The 15,047-nt window shown below is 63.9% G+C and carries 14 protein-coding genes; 3 read left to right on the forward strand and 11 right to left on the reverse strand.

All coding sequences use genetic code 11. From position 1 onward, the window contains the following. Nucleotides 1-51 precede the first annotated feature (51 nt). Genes FRZ40_RS34525 through FRZ40_RS34545 form a run of 5 tightly spaced genes read right to left on the reverse strand, consistent with a single transcriptional unit; the run spans nt 52 to nt 5,053 of the window. Nucleotides 52-798, reverse strand: a complete 747-nt coding sequence (locus tag FRZ40_RS34525; RefSeq protein WP_028370247.1) for an SDR family oxidoreductase — start codon at nt 796-798, stop codon at nt 52-54. A 9-nt stretch (nt 799-807) separates the two neighbouring features. After that, entirely contained in the window at nt 808-1,788 is a 981-nt protein-coding gene (locus FRZ40_RS34530; RefSeq protein ID WP_147237188.1) for a sugar-binding transcriptional regulator, read from the reverse strand. A 49-nt stretch (nt 1,789-1,837) separates the two neighbouring features. Then, a complete protein-coding gene (locus FRZ40_RS34535) occupies nt 1,838-2,743 on the reverse strand; it encodes a carbohydrate ABC transporter permease (protein WP_147237189.1) in 906 nt (301 codons plus the stop codon). After that, nucleotides 2,740-3,675 carry a carbohydrate ABC transporter permease gene (locus tag FRZ40_RS34540; protein WP_240057425.1) on the reverse strand — a complete coding sequence of 312 codons (936 nt, stop codon included), beginning with the start codon at nt 3,673-3,675 and terminating at the stop codon, nt 2,740-2,742. The genes FRZ40_RS34535 and FRZ40_RS34540 overlap by 4 nt, the downstream gene beginning before the upstream one ends. Before the next feature lie 25 nt (nt 3,676-3,700). Then, a complete protein-coding gene (locus FRZ40_RS34545) occupies nt 3,701-5,053 on the reverse strand; it encodes an ABC transporter substrate-binding protein (RefSeq protein WP_028370251.1) in 1,353 nt (450 codons plus the stop codon). 261 nt (nt 5,054-5,314) lie between these two features. Here FRZ40_RS34545 and FRZ40_RS34550 point away from each other — a divergent pair, with 261 nt between their 5' ends. Next, complete coding sequence (locus FRZ40_RS34550) at nt 5,315-6,436, forward strand: ABC transporter ATP-binding protein (protein ID WP_147237190.1); 1,122 nt, start codon at nt 5,315-5,317, stop codon at nt 6,434-6,436. Between the two features lie 175 nt (nt 6,437-6,611). Here FRZ40_RS34550 and FRZ40_RS34555 read toward each other — a convergent pair whose 3' ends face one another. Further along, the gene (locus FRZ40_RS34555) at nt 6,612-7,880 is read right to left on the reverse strand and encodes a hypothetical protein (protein ID WP_147237191.1); all 1,269 of its coding nucleotides are present in this window, start codon (nt 7,878-7,880) and stop codon (nt 6,612-6,614) included. A 164-nt stretch (nt 7,881-8,044) separates the two neighbouring features. Here FRZ40_RS34555 and FRZ40_RS34560 point away from each other — a divergent pair, with 164 nt between their 5' ends. Continuing rightward, nucleotides 8,045-8,263, forward strand: coding sequence for a hypervirulence associated TUDOR domain-containing protein (locus FRZ40_RS34560; protein ID WP_147237192.1), 219 nt, complete (start codon nt 8,045-8,047; stop codon nt 8,261-8,263). Nucleotides 8,264-8,338: 75 nt separating this feature from the next. Here FRZ40_RS34560 and FRZ40_RS34565 read toward each other — a convergent pair whose 3' ends face one another. Genes FRZ40_RS34565 through FRZ40_RS34585 form a run of 5 tightly spaced genes read right to left on the reverse strand, consistent with a single transcriptional unit; the run spans nt 8,339 to nt 14,030 of the window. Next, nucleotides 8,339-9,670: a 2-hydroxycarboxylate transporter family protein gene (locus tag FRZ40_RS34565; RefSeq protein WP_147237193.1), complete on the reverse strand. Its 1,332-nt coding sequence runs from the start codon at nt 9,668-9,670 to the stop codon at nt 8,339-8,341. Between the two features lie 14 nt (nt 9,671-9,684). After that, on the reverse strand, nt 9,685-11,052 hold the full coding sequence (locus FRZ40_RS34570; protein ID WP_147237194.1) for a short-chain fatty acid transporter: 1,368 nt from the start codon (nt 11,050-11,052) through the stop codon (nt 9,685-9,687). Between the two features lie 22 nt (nt 11,053-11,074). Continuing rightward, entirely contained in the window at nt 11,075-11,884 is an 810-nt protein-coding gene (locus tag FRZ40_RS34575; RefSeq protein ID WP_147237195.1) for an amidohydrolase family protein, read from the reverse strand. Nucleotides 11,885-11,924: 40 nt separating this feature from the next. Beyond that, nucleotides 11,925-13,115 carry a CaiB/BaiF CoA transferase family protein gene (locus FRZ40_RS34580; protein WP_147237196.1) on the reverse strand — a complete coding sequence of 397 codons (1,191 nt, stop codon included), beginning with the start codon at nt 13,113-13,115 and terminating at the stop codon, nt 11,925-11,927. Between the two features lie 21 nt (nt 13,116-13,136). Then, complete coding sequence (locus tag FRZ40_RS34585; protein ID WP_147237197.1) at nt 13,137-14,030, reverse strand: HpcH/HpaI aldolase/citrate lyase family protein; 894 nt, start codon at nt 14,028-14,030, stop codon at nt 13,137-13,139. Nucleotides 14,031-14,129: 99 nt separating this feature from the next. On the opposite strand from FRZ40_RS34585, the gene FRZ40_RS34590 reads away from it, so the two are divergent. After that, nucleotides 14,130-15,023, forward strand: coding sequence for a LysR family transcriptional regulator (locus FRZ40_RS34590; protein WP_147237198.1), 894 nt, complete (start codon nt 14,130-14,132; stop codon nt 15,021-15,023). The last annotated feature ends 24 nt before the right edge of the window (nt 15,024-15,047 follow it).

The raw sequence follows: 15,047 nt of genomic DNA on the forward strand, positions 1-15,047 counted from the left end.
TTGAGCTGCCGAAATCGATCTGACTGACTGACTGCGCGCGCCGCCGCGCGCTCAACCGGCCTGGAAGCCGCCATCCACGGCGAGGCTCACGCCGCTCACCATCGCAGCGTCGCCGCTGAGCAGGTACGCGATCGCGCGCGCCGCTTCGAGCGGCTGCACGAAGCGGTTGAGCGGAATGCGCGCGAGCATCGGCGCGGATTTCGCGGGATCGCTCCAGGCCTTCTCGGCCATCGGCGTCAGCGTGACGACCGGATTGACCGAATTGACGCGGATGCCGTGCGGCCCGAGTTCGACGGCCATTACGCGCGTGAGGCCGTCGAGTGCGGCCTTCGATGCGCAATAGGCCGCATGCAACGGCAAGCCGACCGTGGCCGACAGGCTCGACACGTTGACGATCGAGCCGCCCGCACCCCGCGCGATCATGCTGCGCGCGCATTGCTGCGCGACGATCATCGCGGCCTTCACGTTGACGGCCATGATGGTGTCGAAGGCCTCGATGGTCGTGTCCAGAAACGCTTGTAACTCGACGATCCCCGCGCAATTGACGAGCAGATCGACGGGCTGCGCGGCCTCGGCCGCTTTCAGCGTGGCGACGGGGTCGGCGAGATTCACGCAGACGGTTTCGCAGCCGGTTTCTTCGGCCAGCGTGTGCAGATCGGCGGCCGTGCGGCTCAGCGCGATGACGCGCGCTCCGCGCTGCGCCAGAAGCTGTACGGTGGCGCGTCCAATACCTTTGCCCGCGCCCGTGACGAGCGCCGTTTTGCCTTCGAATTCGCGGTTGCGGTCGGGCGTGGACATCGCGGCTCCTCAGGGTTCTTCGCACAGACGGCGTGCCGTGTCTTCGTCCGTCACGAGCACGGACGCGTAGCGGCCGCGCAGCGCGGCGCGCGTCACGTGAAATTTCTTCGCGCCGCCCGACACCAGCACGACGTCGTCGATCTTGCGCAGATCGTCGAGCGAGATCGCGACCGTGCGGCGATTCAGCGGATGGTCGATCGGCTCGCCGTTCGCGTCCATGAAATGGCCGAGCATGTCGCCGACGGCGCCCGCCTTGCGCAAGGTCCGCAGGTCGTCGGGCTTCGAAATCCCATACGTGACGACCAGCGATTCCGTCAGGTCGCCGCAGGTCAGCAACGCGAGGTCGGCGTTGCGCGCGAGTTCGTAGGTGGAGCGGACGGTCTCCTCCTGCAGGATCATGTCGCGCGCCTTCTGGCTGCCGACATAGATGGGCGCCGCGAACAGATAGCCGTCCGCATGACAGAGGTTCGCGAAGTCGGAAACGATATCGAACGTGTTGATGCTCGGGCAATGCGACAGCCCGCCTTGCAGCGACACGGCGTTGAGCGCGCCGTACGAGCGTTGCGGCATCGCGCGCAGCACCGCGCGGATCGTGCGGCCCCAGCCGATGCCGATCGTGCCGCCGGGCTCGATGCGCTTCGCGAGACAGCCTGCTGCGCCGATGCCGAGCGCCGTCATGTTCGCTTCCGGATTGGCGCCCGTCGGCACGACGACGGCGGATTCGAGGTCGAACCGTTCGGCGAGCTGCTCTTCGAGCGCGATGCACGGCGCGATCTTGCTGTTGATGGTGATCTGCACGAGACCCGACTCGCGGCTCGCCGCGAGCAGCCGGTTCACGCGCGCGCGGTTACTGCCGATACGATGCGCGATCTCCTGCTGCGTCAGATTGCCGATGTAGTAATGCCAAGCGACGCGCGCCTGCAACTCCTCTTCGGCATCGATCGCGGTGTCGGGTTCGGACAGCATCACGGGTGGGGCGGTCTTGTTCATGTGCGGTCTTGTGTGTCGGTGAAAAGCAACGCGCCGTTATACCAGAGCGTCACTTCACCGCGCCCATCGTCAGCCCTTGCACGAGCCGGCCCGAAACGAGCAACGCGAACACCACCATCGGCAGCACGATCAGCGTGCCCGTCGCCATGATTTCGCCCCACGGCAGTTCATAGCCGCTCATGTAGCTGGTGGCCGCGACGGGCGATGTGATCGCCTCCGTGCGCGTCAGCACCAGCGCGTAGAGCAGGTCGTTCCACGAGAAGATGAAGGCGAAGATGGCCGATACGACGATACCCGGCATCGCGAGGGGCAGATTGATGCGCCAGAAGATGCGCCACGGCGACGCGCCGTCGAGCCGCGCCGCTTCGTCGAGTTCGACGGGAATGTTGCGGAACTGGTCGGTGCAGATCCAGATCACGATCGGCAGCGAGAACGTGATGTAGAGCAGGATCAGCACGATGTGCGTGTCGACGATATCGAGCTTCGTCGCGATCAAAAAGAAGGGCACGGCGAGCACCACAGGACTCACCATGCGGTTCGAGATGAACCAGAACCACAGGTCTTCCTTGCCGCGAAATTCGTAGCGCGCGAGGGCATACGCGGCGGGCGTGCCGAGCAGGATCGACAGGACAGTCGTACTGCTGGCGATGATCAGCGAATTGATGAGACTGCCGCCCACTTCATGGGTGAAGAGCGCTTCCGCGTAGTGCGCAAACGTCGGCTTGAAGAGCCATACGGGCGGATAGGCGAGTGCTTCCGCCTGGCTCTTGAGGCTCGTCGTCACCATCCAGTAGAACGGAAAGACGGACGACAGGAACACCACCAGCAGGCCGAGGAAATGCCACCCGGTTGCGTTGCGCCGCGCGGCGCGTGCGCGTCGGGCGCGCGCCGTCAGACCGCCGTTGCCCGTGAGTGCGGCATTGCTGCTTGCACGTTGCGTCGAAGGTGCGTTCACGCAGCCTCCCGATAGACAAAACGGATATAGAGCCGCGACAGCACGATCGTCAGGATCAGCAACAGGATCGCCTGTGCCGAGGCCATGCCCTGATCGAACAGGCGGAAACCGACGCGCTGGATGTACACGCTGATGAACTCCGTCGCGGTGCCCGGACCGCCGCGCGTCATCGTGAACACGGCGTCGAACATCTTGAGCATGTCAGCGGAACGCAGGATCAGGATCGCGGTGAGGCCGGGCAGCAGATAAGGCCTTTGCAGATGCCACAGAATCTTGCTCCACCTGGGCGTTTCGAGGCGGGCGGCTTCTTCGGCTTCCCTCGGCACCATGGTCAGGCCCGCAAGCAGAATGAGCGCGCAGAACGGCGTCCATTGCCAGATGTCCATGATCATCACCGACACGAAGGCGAGCGTCGGGTCGGCGAGCCAGTCTTGCGGCGGCATGCCGAAGAAGCTGGCGATGTAATTCGCGACGCCGAACTGCCGGTTGAAAATGAGCCGGCCGATCAGGCCCACCACGGCATAGGTGGTCGCCATCGGAATCACAAGGCTCACGCGCGCGACGGCGCGCATCCACGGCAAGGTGGTGCGATGGAGCATCAGCGCGGCGAACAGGCCGAGCGCGACTTCGATCGGCAGGGTGACGCACAGGAACAGCGCCGTGCGTCCGAGCGCGCCCCAGAACGAAGGGTCCGTGAGCGTCGCGGTGTAGTTGTCGAACCAGATGAACGGCGTGCCCGACGCCAGATCCGCGAGCTTGTACTGATGGAACGAGTTATACAGCGCCAGCAGCAGCGGATAAATGCCGATGGCCGCCAGCGTGAAGATCGCGGGAATCAGAAACCAGAACGCGGGCGAGCCAGGCAGACGGACCCGCGGGCGGGGCCGTCCTCGTGTCACGCCGTTGTCCGGTTGCGCGGTGCCGTTCAACATCGAATCTCCTGTCAATCCGTAGCCGTTACTTGAGCAAAGGCTTCTTGCCGCTGTAGTAGCCCGCCTTGTTGAGGATTTCCTCCGTCTTCGAGCCGATGGTTTGCGCGCCATCCTTCACCGACACCTGGCCCAGCATGATCTTGGTGCCCCATTCGCCGATTACTTCGGACACAGCCGGCCATTCGGGGAAGCGCGGACGATAATCCGGCACGCCGCCTTGCCACGACTCGACCATCGGCTTCACGAACGGGTACTTGTCCTGCACGGCCTTGTCCTGATACACGGCTGTGCGCGCGGGCACGCCGCCCGCTTCGAGATACGGCTTGGCCATGTCTTCGGACGTGATCCACTGGATGAAGAGCCACGCGGCCGCCTGCTTCTTCGCATTCGATTTCGCGTTGACGGCAAGCGAGAAGCCGCCGAGCGCAGGCTTCAGTCCCGCGGGTCCCTTCGGTTCCGTGGTGATCGCGAGGCAGTTGCCGATCTTCGACTTGCTCGGGTCGGTGAGCGTCGGGTAGAACGCCGACCATTCGGTAATCATCGCAACCTGTCCTTGCGCGAGTGCGTTCACGGCCTCCGCGTGATCGAAGTCGACGATGCCAGGCGGCATGTATTTCATCAGCTTCTGCCGGTATTCGAGACCCGCCTGCGATTGCGGCGACATCAGGTTCGATTTGAATCTGGCGTCGAGCAGCGAGCCGCCGTTCGGCCACAGCACGCGCATGAAGCTATCCGCCGACTGCGTTTCGCCGCGCCGCGACTGCAATGCAAAGGCGAACTGGTTCTTGCCCGGCTGCGTGAGTTTCGGCGCATAGGTGTTCAGCAGTTCGTCCCAGGTCTTCGGCGGCTCGCTGAAGCCCGCATCCTTCAACATGCACTTGTTGTAGAACATCAGGCCCGAGTAGTTATCGAACGGCAACCCGTAGGTGACCTTGTCCCATGAGCCGAACGAGTCGAGCAGGATCGGGAAGAAGCCGGGCAGATTCAGCTTTGGATCGGCGAGCTTGGGGTTGTCCGTGAACGTCTTGATCGGCACGAGCCACTTGTTGCTCGCGAATTCGCCGATCCACACGACATCGACGAGCACCACGTCCTGATCTCCGCCGCCCACGAAGTTGAGCACTTCCTTTTCGCGGGTGTTTTCGTACGGGATCACTTCCCACTTGACGTTGATGCCCGTTTCCTTCTCGAACTGCGGAATCAGCTTTTGCGCGGCCTTGTAGCCGGGGCGATCGAGAAAGATCGCCTTGATCGTAGTGCCCGAATACGGTTGCGCGGCCTCTTTCAATGTCCACGCACCCGCATTGGCAGCGCAGAGCAGCGACGCCGCGGCAATCGAGAACGCAATGGCGGTGGGCTGCAAAAAGCGCTTCTTCATCGTTCGTCTCCTTGATTGTTCTTGAGCAACGGATAACTTCGGCGGCGCGCATCGGCAACGGGATGAACGCGTGCAAGGGTACGGCGTGCCCTCTTCGTTTCACTTGTAATTTGCGTTTTACAAATGTATATTTTGGCGCACACCTGTTGTCAAGAAGAAAATCGTCAAGTTCTGCATGGTGCGTCGCGGCAGCGTGTCCGAGCGGCCCGCTGCGTGATGTCGCGCACCCGTCATGGAGCAAGACATGGGCAGGAGACACGCATGAGTGCCGTACATCTGCAGCAGATCCGCAAAGCGTTCGCAGGTACCGAGGTGCTGAAGGGCGTCGACATCGACGTGAAGGAACACGAATTTCTCGTGTTCGTCGGACCGTCGGGTTGCGGGAAGTCCACGCTGTTGCGCAGCATTGCCGGGCTCGAGCGGATCGATTCAGGTCACGTCGTGATAGAAGGCGAAGACGTGACGGAGCTGGAGCCGTCGCAGCGCGGCGTCGCCATGGTGTTCCAGTCTTATGCGCTGTATCCGCATATGTCGGTGTACGAGAACATTGCATTCGGGCTGCGCATGATCAAGTTGCCCGAAGCGCAGATCAAGGAGCGCGTGCATCGCGCGGCAGAGATTCTGCAGATCGGGCAATTGCTGGAGCGGCGGCCGCGCGCGCTGTCGGGCGGCCAGCGGCAGCGCGTGGCGATCGGACGCTCGATCGTGCGCGAACCGAAAGTATTTCTGTTCGACGAGCCGCTGTCGAATCTCGACGCCGCGCTGCGCGTGCAGATGCGTCTCGAACTGATCAAGCTTCACAAGCAGCTCAACGCCACGATGATCTACGTCACGCACGACCAGACGGAGGCGATGACGATGGCCGACCGCATCGTCGTGCTCAATCATGGCCAGGTCGAACAGATCGGTTCGCCGCTGGAGTTGTATCGCACGCCGCGCAATCGCTTTGTCGCGGGCTTTATCGGCTCGCCGAAGATGAACTTCCTCGATGTCCGTGTGCAGAAGAAGAATGCACAGCACCTGACGGTCGAACTGCCGGGAGGCGCATCGCTCGACGTGCCGTGCAACAGCGAAGCCGTCGAAGCAGGGCAAACGCTCGTGCTCGGCATTCGCCCCGAGCATTTCATCGAATCGGCAAACGGGAATGCGGATAGCGCGCTGACGGGCGAGGTGATGGTCATCGAACATCTGGGCAGCGAAACGCTGCTGCATGTGCGTCTCGCGGATGAACGCGTGATTCAGGTCAAGGGTTCAGGCGAATCGACCGCGGAGGAAGGGCAACGCCTGCACGCGGGATTTTCGATCCGGCATGTGCATCTGTTCCTTGAAGACGGATCGGCACTCGAACGCGTCGTTCATGATGATGAGTTGCGGGTGAGCTGAACGGGCAGCGGCGTTCATATTCGAGTCTCATGTGTGACGGCCCGGCAGCGCGAGCGGCGAAGGCGCGAAACGTTGAGATATCGGCGCGCCTGGTCGAAGAGGTTATGCCGGAACGCCGACACGCATCGCCTCTGTAACCAGGCGTTGCATGACGGCTCTCTGCAACAGACAGGCCTTAAGCGTCGACGTCCATCGCATCGTCGGCGGGCTTGCCGAGACTCTGCACATTGGCCTTTACCTGCGCTTCCTGCGCGTCGCGCTGGGCGGGCGACAAGGCGGCCCATTGCTTCTGTGCCTCATTCTGCCGCTGCGCGATGCGGTCGCCCAGCGGCAATCGGGTCTCGTGCGTGCCGGCCGCCCGTGGCGGCAGCGTCGGGTTGGGTCCGTCCGGTGTCCAGCTCCGGTTTTCGCGATGCCACATGTTCATCATCTGCTGGCCGACCAGCGGCGCAACGCCCGCTTCCGAGCGGTGCAATTCCGCGCCGCGCTTGTTTGGCGCGAATACGTTAGTGCGCGGCAACGGGTTTTCCTGCGCGAATTCGGCGCGCCGCTGCTGCGCCAGTTCGTCCACCTTGCTGTCGTATTTGCCTTGCCGGACGTCGCCCGGCATCGTGCCCTGGTGCGCGCCTGCCTGAGCCGGACCCGACGAAAAGCGCGGCTGGTTCGGATCGACCGGCTTCGTGACGTGTTCGCCTTTTGCGTTATACGGCGAGTAGGCGCGCGCGGTGTTATCGAGCAGTTCGTCCATGTTCCTGGGCGCCGTTTTCGACGTGTTCGATTCGCCTGCGTTGTGCATTTCGCGCAACGACGTGAACGTGCTGTGCGCCGCCGAATCTTTGACCAGATCGTGATTGCCGTTCTTGTCCGCAAAGTTTTTCGAATGGAATTGCAGCGTGGGCACGTCGTTCTCCTTGACGTTGAAGCCGCCGGCAACCTGCTGCGGATTCTTGCCGCGCAAGATTCGTGTTTCATCCGCATTCGAACCCTTTACGGCCGACACGGACGGCGAATGATCGCCGGCATGTTGCGCCGCATCTTTCGGGAACAGATTGCCCGCGTTCGCCTTTCCGAACGCGCTGACGGGCGAGTCCAGCCGATGCTCGGGGTGCTGGATCAATTGCCCGGTCTGCTCTTGCCTGGACAGCGCGGCACCCGCGTCGTGCAACGACGTGAGCTTTTTTCCGCCCGCTGAAGCGGGCAGGCCGGGCCCCGCCGCGCCCATGTTCTTCACCTCGGCTTGCCATGCAGCGGAGTCCTGCCGTCCATTGTCCTTCTTCGCGCTCGTTTTTTGCCTGATGGCCGCGGGCATGCCGCTCAGCGGCCCGCCCGGCGCCTTGCGCTTCTGACCCGCCACTGGCGATGTCGACGCCGCCGTGTGACTGGACTGGCCCGTCTGCGTCGAGCGGACGGGCGACGCTGCAGGGCCCTTGATGGACGTGGGCATGGATTTTCTCCGTAAGCTGACATGTGACGCTCACCATCCTGGCAGGTCGAAAGGACGCGAACGATGCCCGATATGCAGCGATGTCGCACCGTGCGAAGCAAGGCACGGCTTCAGGAACGAGGAATGCGGCGATCTGGGCGTTTCAACTACGGGAGCGCAGAATCATGTCCCATCGACTCAAAACAGGCGATCGCGTCACGTGGAACACGCCGCAAGGCGTGACGACGGGCACGGTCGTGCGCAGGATCATCAGGGATACGGAACTGGAGGGTCAGACTGTTGAGGCGTCGAAGGACGACCCGTATTACGAAGTCGAAAGCGAGAAAGGTGGTGAGCACGCGGTGCATCGCGCGGACGGGCTGGAGAAGGTGCACAAGCACTGACTGATGCGCATCGCATGGCAAACCAGGCGCTTGGCGGGCGGCGCTATTTCACTTGCGCCGCCCGGCAGAACTCATTCACCTCAGCCATGCACATGACGCAAGCGCGATCATGACGGTAATCGCGCCGCCGATGCGGGTCGCGATCTGCGCGAACGGCATCAGTTCCATGCGGTTGGCCGCCGTCAGAATCGCCACATCGCCCGTGCCGCCGAGGCCGCTGTGCGTCGCGTTGACGATGGCCGCCTCCACCGGGTACATCCCCGTCCAGCGCGCGGCCAGAAAACCCGTGGCGACGAGTGTGAGCACCGTCGAAACGGCCGTCACGATATTGACCCAATGGAACGCAGTGACGATCTCGCCCCACGGCGTCATCGCGACGCTGATGGCGAACATCAGCGGATAGGTGACCGCCGTCGAAAAGAAGCCGTACATGAAGCGGGCGCCGCCTCGCACGCGGGGCGACACGACCTGGAAGAACTGCGCCGCGACGACCAGCACGAGCATCACGACGGGCGCGGGCCAGTCGAAGTACTGATGGCTCAGCACGCCGAGCAGATACAGCGCGATAGCCGTCGCGCCAGCCGCGGCGACCGAGTTCACATCGAATTCGAACGACGCGGGCGTCGCGCCCGTCACGCCGTCGTCACCTTCGGCAACGGTCAGCCGTCCGTTGCCCGTGAGATGCGGCCGCCGCGCGCCAAGATAGCTCAGCAAGCCCGCGCAGCAGATGGCCGCAATATTGCCGAGCATCACGGCCGACAGCACCTGCGCGAAGAGCGGACCCTGTTCGACGCCGAGAATTTGCGCGTAACCGGCTGACAGCGGCAACGCGCCTTCGCCGACGCCGCCCGCCATGATGGGCACGACGACCATGAACAGCGCGTGCCTGACGTCGAGGCCCAGCAAGGTGCCGACGGCCGTGCCGACGCACGCGGCGGCGATCGATCCCGCCGCCACGGGAACGAAGATGCGCACGAAGCCTTTGACGAGTGTCTGCCGGTCCATGCTGAGCACGCTGCCGACGATGATCGCGGCGATGAACAGATACAGAAAGTTCGACTGCTTCGTGAACGTGGTCACCGCTTTGGTGATGGGCTCGGGCATCAGCTTGTAATAGACCAGCATCGACGGAATGAAGGCCGCGAAGATCGACGTCGCGCCGATGTGCCGGATCCACGGAATGCGCTTCGCCAGTTCGGCGCACGTGAAGCCGCCGACGGCGACGAGCGCGATGCCCGTCGGCAAATCGGAGGCCAGCTTGCCGTGCGTCGTCATCAACGCGAGCACGGCGAGCAGAAGCACATAGACGGGCAGCGGCAGCGCGCCGATGCGCACGTCGAATACGCGCCACCAGCGTTCCTTCAGGCCGGTCTTCTCGTCATGGACGTGTTGCGTCGCTGTCTCCATCGTTTCGTCTCCTCTTACACAAAAATCAGCAGCGCCGCGCCATACACGACCAGACCGACGGCGAAGGTCATGACCGTAAAACCGAGCACCCGCTGCACGCCGACACCCGCCATCGCGACGACGGGCGCGGCCCAGAACGGCTGCATCATGTTCGACACCTGCTCGCCCATCGCGACGGCCATGGTCGTCGCGGGAACGGACGCATGCAGGGCGACCGCGGCGGGCACGACGAACGGACCCTGCACGGCCCAGTGGCCGCCGCCGCTCGGAATGAAGAACGTCACGATGAGCGAGCACACGTAGCTCCAGAACGGCAGCGTATGCGCGTTCGAGATCGCAATGAAGAAGTGCGAGATCACGTCGGGCAGACCCGTCGCGTCCATCATGCCCATGATGCCGCCGTAAAGCGGGTACTGAAGCATCATCGATCCCGTCTGCTTCGCGGCGTTCTTGATGGCGTCCGCATACGCGAGCGGATAGCCGTGCAGGATCACGCCCGCAATGAACATCACGAAGATCACCGCATTCACGCCGGAAAACGCGATGTGCTGAAACTGCGTCAGCACGATCAGGCCGATGCCTACCGCGCCGATGAATGCGCTGCCGATCCACGAGTGCTCGACTTTGCGGGCGAAGCTCAACTTGCCTTCGGGCTTCTTGCGGATCGGTTCGTCGGGGTGCCTGTCAGTATCGAGCGGCACGGCATCGCCGTCGCGCGGGCGCAGCCAGGCCAGCACGAACGGCATCGCGACGAGCATGACGAGCGTCGGCACGAGATTGAAGCGCGTGAATACCGTTTCGCCGAACGGCAGCACCGCGCCCGTCAGCTTTTGCACGACGTTCATCGAACTGCCAGGCGTCGATTGTGCGAGCGCGATCGAACTGGAAATGCCGCTTGCCCACACGACCCAGCCCGAGAAGCCCGCCGCGACGATCCACGCGAAATCGACACGCATGCGCTTCGCCACTTCGCGCGCCAGCAACGCGGCCACCACGAGGCCCATGCCCCAATTGAAGAACGACGTCGCGGCGACGAGCACGAAGGTCAGCGTAGCAGCCTGTGCGGGGGTGCGCGCGACGGACACGAGCGCCTTGAACAGGCGCTGCACGGGCGGCGCGTGCGCAAACGCGTGACCCGTGACGAGCACGAGCGTGATCTGAAACGCAAACGTGAAGATGTCGAAGAAGCCTTTGTACCAGCCGGAAATCATCTTCGGCAGCGTCGCGTGCGGCGCGAAGATCGCCGACAACGCGGCGACGATGGCCGTGATCATGATCGCGAGCACGAAGGGATCGGGAATCGTGCGCTCGAACAGGCGGATGGTGGCTTCCGTGAAGCTCGTTTTGCGCACGGACGTCGATGGTGCGGTGGTAGGTTTCATGCGTGTCTCCTGTTTATATTTATCAGCTCGCGAAGCCGTAAAGCGCGGCGGGATTGGCGATGAGAATCCTCTCGCGCGTGGCTTCGTCCTGCGCCCAGTCGCACAGCAGATCGAGCAACATGAGGTCGTCGGGTTTGTGCGTCTCCGTCACGTGCGGCCAGTCGCTGCCCCAGACGAGCCGGTCGGGCACGGCATCGACCCAGGCGCGCGCCATCGGCGTGATGTCCGCGTAACGGCCTGCGAGTCCGTCCGCTGAGTCGAGATACGGACCCGACAGCTTGATCCACGCGCGGCCCGCGTCGGCGAGTTCGCGCACGATGCCGAATGCCTCGTGGTTCACGCCCTGTTGCAACGGAAGGCGCGCGCGATGATCGAAGACCATCGTGCAGGGCAGGCGCTGCAGCATCGCGCGATGTTCGACGAGTTGCCCGGCCGTCCAATGCAGTTGAACGTGCCAGCCGAGTTCGGCGACGCGATGTGCGAGCGGCTCGACCATCTCGAAGCCAACGGCAGCGTGCTTCGCCGTGTAGAGCGTGAAGCGGATGCCGCGAATGCCGCCTCGATGCAACGCGTCCAGTTCCGCATCCGTCACGTCGGGATGCAGCACCGCGATGCCGCGCGCGTTGTCGATGCCGAGCTGACGGATGGCATCGACTGTCACGGCGTTATCCGTGCCGTAAATGCGCGGCGTGACGATCACGACACGCTGCGTGCCGATACGCGCCTGCACCTCGCGATACGCCGCGACATCCGCGTGATCGACGAAGCCGGGCGCATCGGTTTGCTTGAGAAACGCGCGGTCGTAGATGTGAATATGGGAATCGCATTTCATTGCGATGTGTCTCCGTGTTGTATTGGCGAGCGCGCGCCCGTCAGAGCACGGCGCGCGTCGCGCGCAATCCGTCGATCTCCGCGTCGCTCAAACCCGCTTCGCGCAGCAGCGCTTCGCTGTGCTCGCCGAACGCGGGCGCGGCGAAGGGCTCGGGCAACGGTGTTCCGCCGAAGCGCACGGGATGCTTGAAGCCGCGATACGCGCCCACGCCTGGATAATCGAAGCGCGCGACCATGTCTTCCGCGAGCACCTGCGGATCGTCGAACATGTCTTCGACGCTGCGCGCGGCGGCGCACGGCACGGCATCGCCAAACAGCGCTTCCCATTCGAGCGCAGAGCGCTGCGCCAGTGCCGCGTGCAACAGCGGCACGATCTCGTCGCGATGGATCGCGCGCTTGCGCACGGTGTCGTAGCGTTCGTCGGCGGCGAGGGCGTCGAGGCCCGTGAGTTCGCACAACGACTTCCAGAAATGCGGCGTGTTCGCGGACAGATACAAATACCCTTCGCGTGTCGGATGAATGCCCGTGATGCCGCCCGAACGCATGTCGCGTCCGACGTCCTTCGGTTCGCTGTCCGCCCAGATCATGCGGGCCGATTGCATCGTCAGCGCGCTGCGCAGCAGCGACACGCCGACGTACTGGCCTGCGCCGCTCTTCTCGCGCGCGAACAACGCCGACGACACACCCGATGCAACCAGCGCGGCCGCGTAGTAATCGACGACGGAGCCATACAGCACTTCGGGCGGTCCTTCGCCCGGCCCTTGCAGCGTGCACATGCCCGTCATCGTCTGAAGCACCTGGTCGTAACCGGCCTTGTCCTTGTTCGGCCCCGTTTCGCCGTAACCCGTCACCGCGCAATAGATCAGACGCGGATTGATCTCGCGCAGCTGTTCATACGCGATGCCAAGCCGTGCGGGCACGCTCGGGCGGAAGTTGTGCACCAGCACGTCGGCCTGCCTGACGAGCGCGAGCAGCACGTCGAGCGCTTCGCGTTGCTTGAGATCGAGCACGAGCCCGCGCTTGCCGCGGTTCACGCCCAGAAACGCGCGGCTTTCCGCTTCCAGCGTCGACGGATACTTGCGCAGATTGTCGCCCGTGGGCGGCTCGATCTTGATGACTTCGGCGCCCTGATCGGCGAGCAGCGTGCAGCCGTACGGACCGGCGATATACGCGCTCAGATCGAGCACGCGCACACCGGAGAGCGGTCCGCCGCGTCCAATGTCGTGTTCCATGAATGGTTCTCCCTGAATGCCTTACAGCGCAAGCGACGTGCGCTGTTCCTGCGAAAGAAGCTCGAGCCGCGCGGCCTCGTCCACCAGCACGCGCGCGCGCTCAACGAAGGGCGGGTCGATCATCCTGCCATCGACGACATAGGCGCCGATGCCTTCCGCGTCCGCGTCGCGCGCGGCGACGACCACGCGCACGGCATGTGCGATGTCGTCGTCGGATGGACGGAACACGTCGTTCGCAATCGCGATCTGGCTCGGATGAATGCAGCTCTTGCCGATGAAACCCAACGCGCGCGCCATTTGCGCTTCGGCGCGGAAGCCGTCGGCATCCTTGATGCTGGCGAACGCGGTGTCGTAGGCAAAGACGCCTGCTTCGCCCGCAGCGACACGCAGGGCGAACATCGCCTGTTGAATCGCGGACGTCTCGCGGCGTGCGATACCGAGCGGCTCGAACAGATCGCCGAGGCCCAACTGCAAACCCGCGACGCGCGGATGCGCGCTCGCGAGTTCCGCTGCCATGCGCAACGCGCGCGGCGATTCGACGTTCAGCAGCAGGCCGATCGGCGCGCTGACGCCGTTTGAGCGTTCGGCAGCTTCGAGCGCGGCTGCCGCGGCGCGCACGTCTTCCGGGCGTTCCGGCTTCGGCAGATTGACGAGCGAGACGCCGTTGCGCGCGACGGCGTCGATATCGGCGGCGAAATGCGGGGTGTCGAGCGCGTTGACCCTGACGATCAGCGTCTTCGCGCTGGCAAGGGCCTCGCTGGTTTCGAGCAGCGCACGCAAGTCGGTGCGCGCCTGCCGTTTGCGCTCGGGCGCGACGGCGTCTTCAAGATCGAATGACAGGGCGTCGGCTGCGCTGGCGAGCGCCTTGGCGAACAGTTCCGGGCGCGACGCCGGTACGAACAGCTTGCTTCTCATGTGTCTCCCGAACTTCTTGAATATGAGTTCGAGTGTATGGGCGCCCACGTTTTAGATAAACTATCCACGACTATCTTCAAACAAAAGGGAAACTATTTCGTGGATACGGCGTTTCTGGCCAATCTGCTGCTGGTCGTCGATACCGGCTCGATGGCGGAGGCAGCGCGGCGCGTCGGCGTCACGCCTGCGGCGATTGCGCAGCAGATGTCCGCGCTGGAGCGCGAACTGGGCGTGGCGCTGTTCGTGCGCTCGGGGCGCACGGTGACGCCGACGGAAGCGGGACATCGGATCATCGAGCGGGCACGCGGGCTCGTCGCGGATTTCGCCGATCTGAAAGCGCACGCGCTGGAAGGCGAAGCGTCGGGCGAACTGCGCATCGGCACGATCACCACCGCGCTATTGAGCCTGTTGCCCGATGTGCTCGCGAACTTTGCTCGCGGCTTTCCGCGTGCGAAGGTGCTGATTCGCGCGGGCACGTCGATGGAGCTGTATGACACGCTGCATCGCGGCGATCTTGACGTCGCCATCTGTCTGCACCCTTCGTTTGCGCTGCCCAAGGCGTACGACTGGCACCTGCTGCGCGAAGAGCCGCTCGTCGTGCTCGCGCCCGCGCGCTTCGCTCAGGAAGATCCGCACGAACTGCTGCGGCGCGAGCCGTTTATCCGCTACGACCGCACGCTGGGCGGCGGCAAGCAGGCCGATCAGTACCTGCGGTCGGCACGCATCGTGCCGCGCGAGTTGTTCGAGCTGAACGCGCTGATGGCAATCGCGATGATGGTGGACCGTGGGCTGGGTGTGTCGCTGGTGCCGGACATCGTGTCCCCGATGACGTCGGCGCTGTCCATAGCGCGAATCGCGTTGCCGCTTCCGATCGAGCCGCGCCGCTTCGGAATGGTGTGGCAACGGGCTTCGCCACGTTCGCGTCTGATACAGGGTCTGTTGCAATGCGCGGATGACGCAGTGATGGCGAGTGTTGCGAGAGAAGGGCGCTGATGGGGTCGCGGTGCCACCTGCCAT

Source organism: Paraburkholderia azotifigens (assembly GCF_007995085.1).
Classification (GTDB): Bacteria; Pseudomonadota; Gammaproteobacteria; order Burkholderiales; family Burkholderiaceae; genus Paraburkholderia; species Paraburkholderia azotifigens.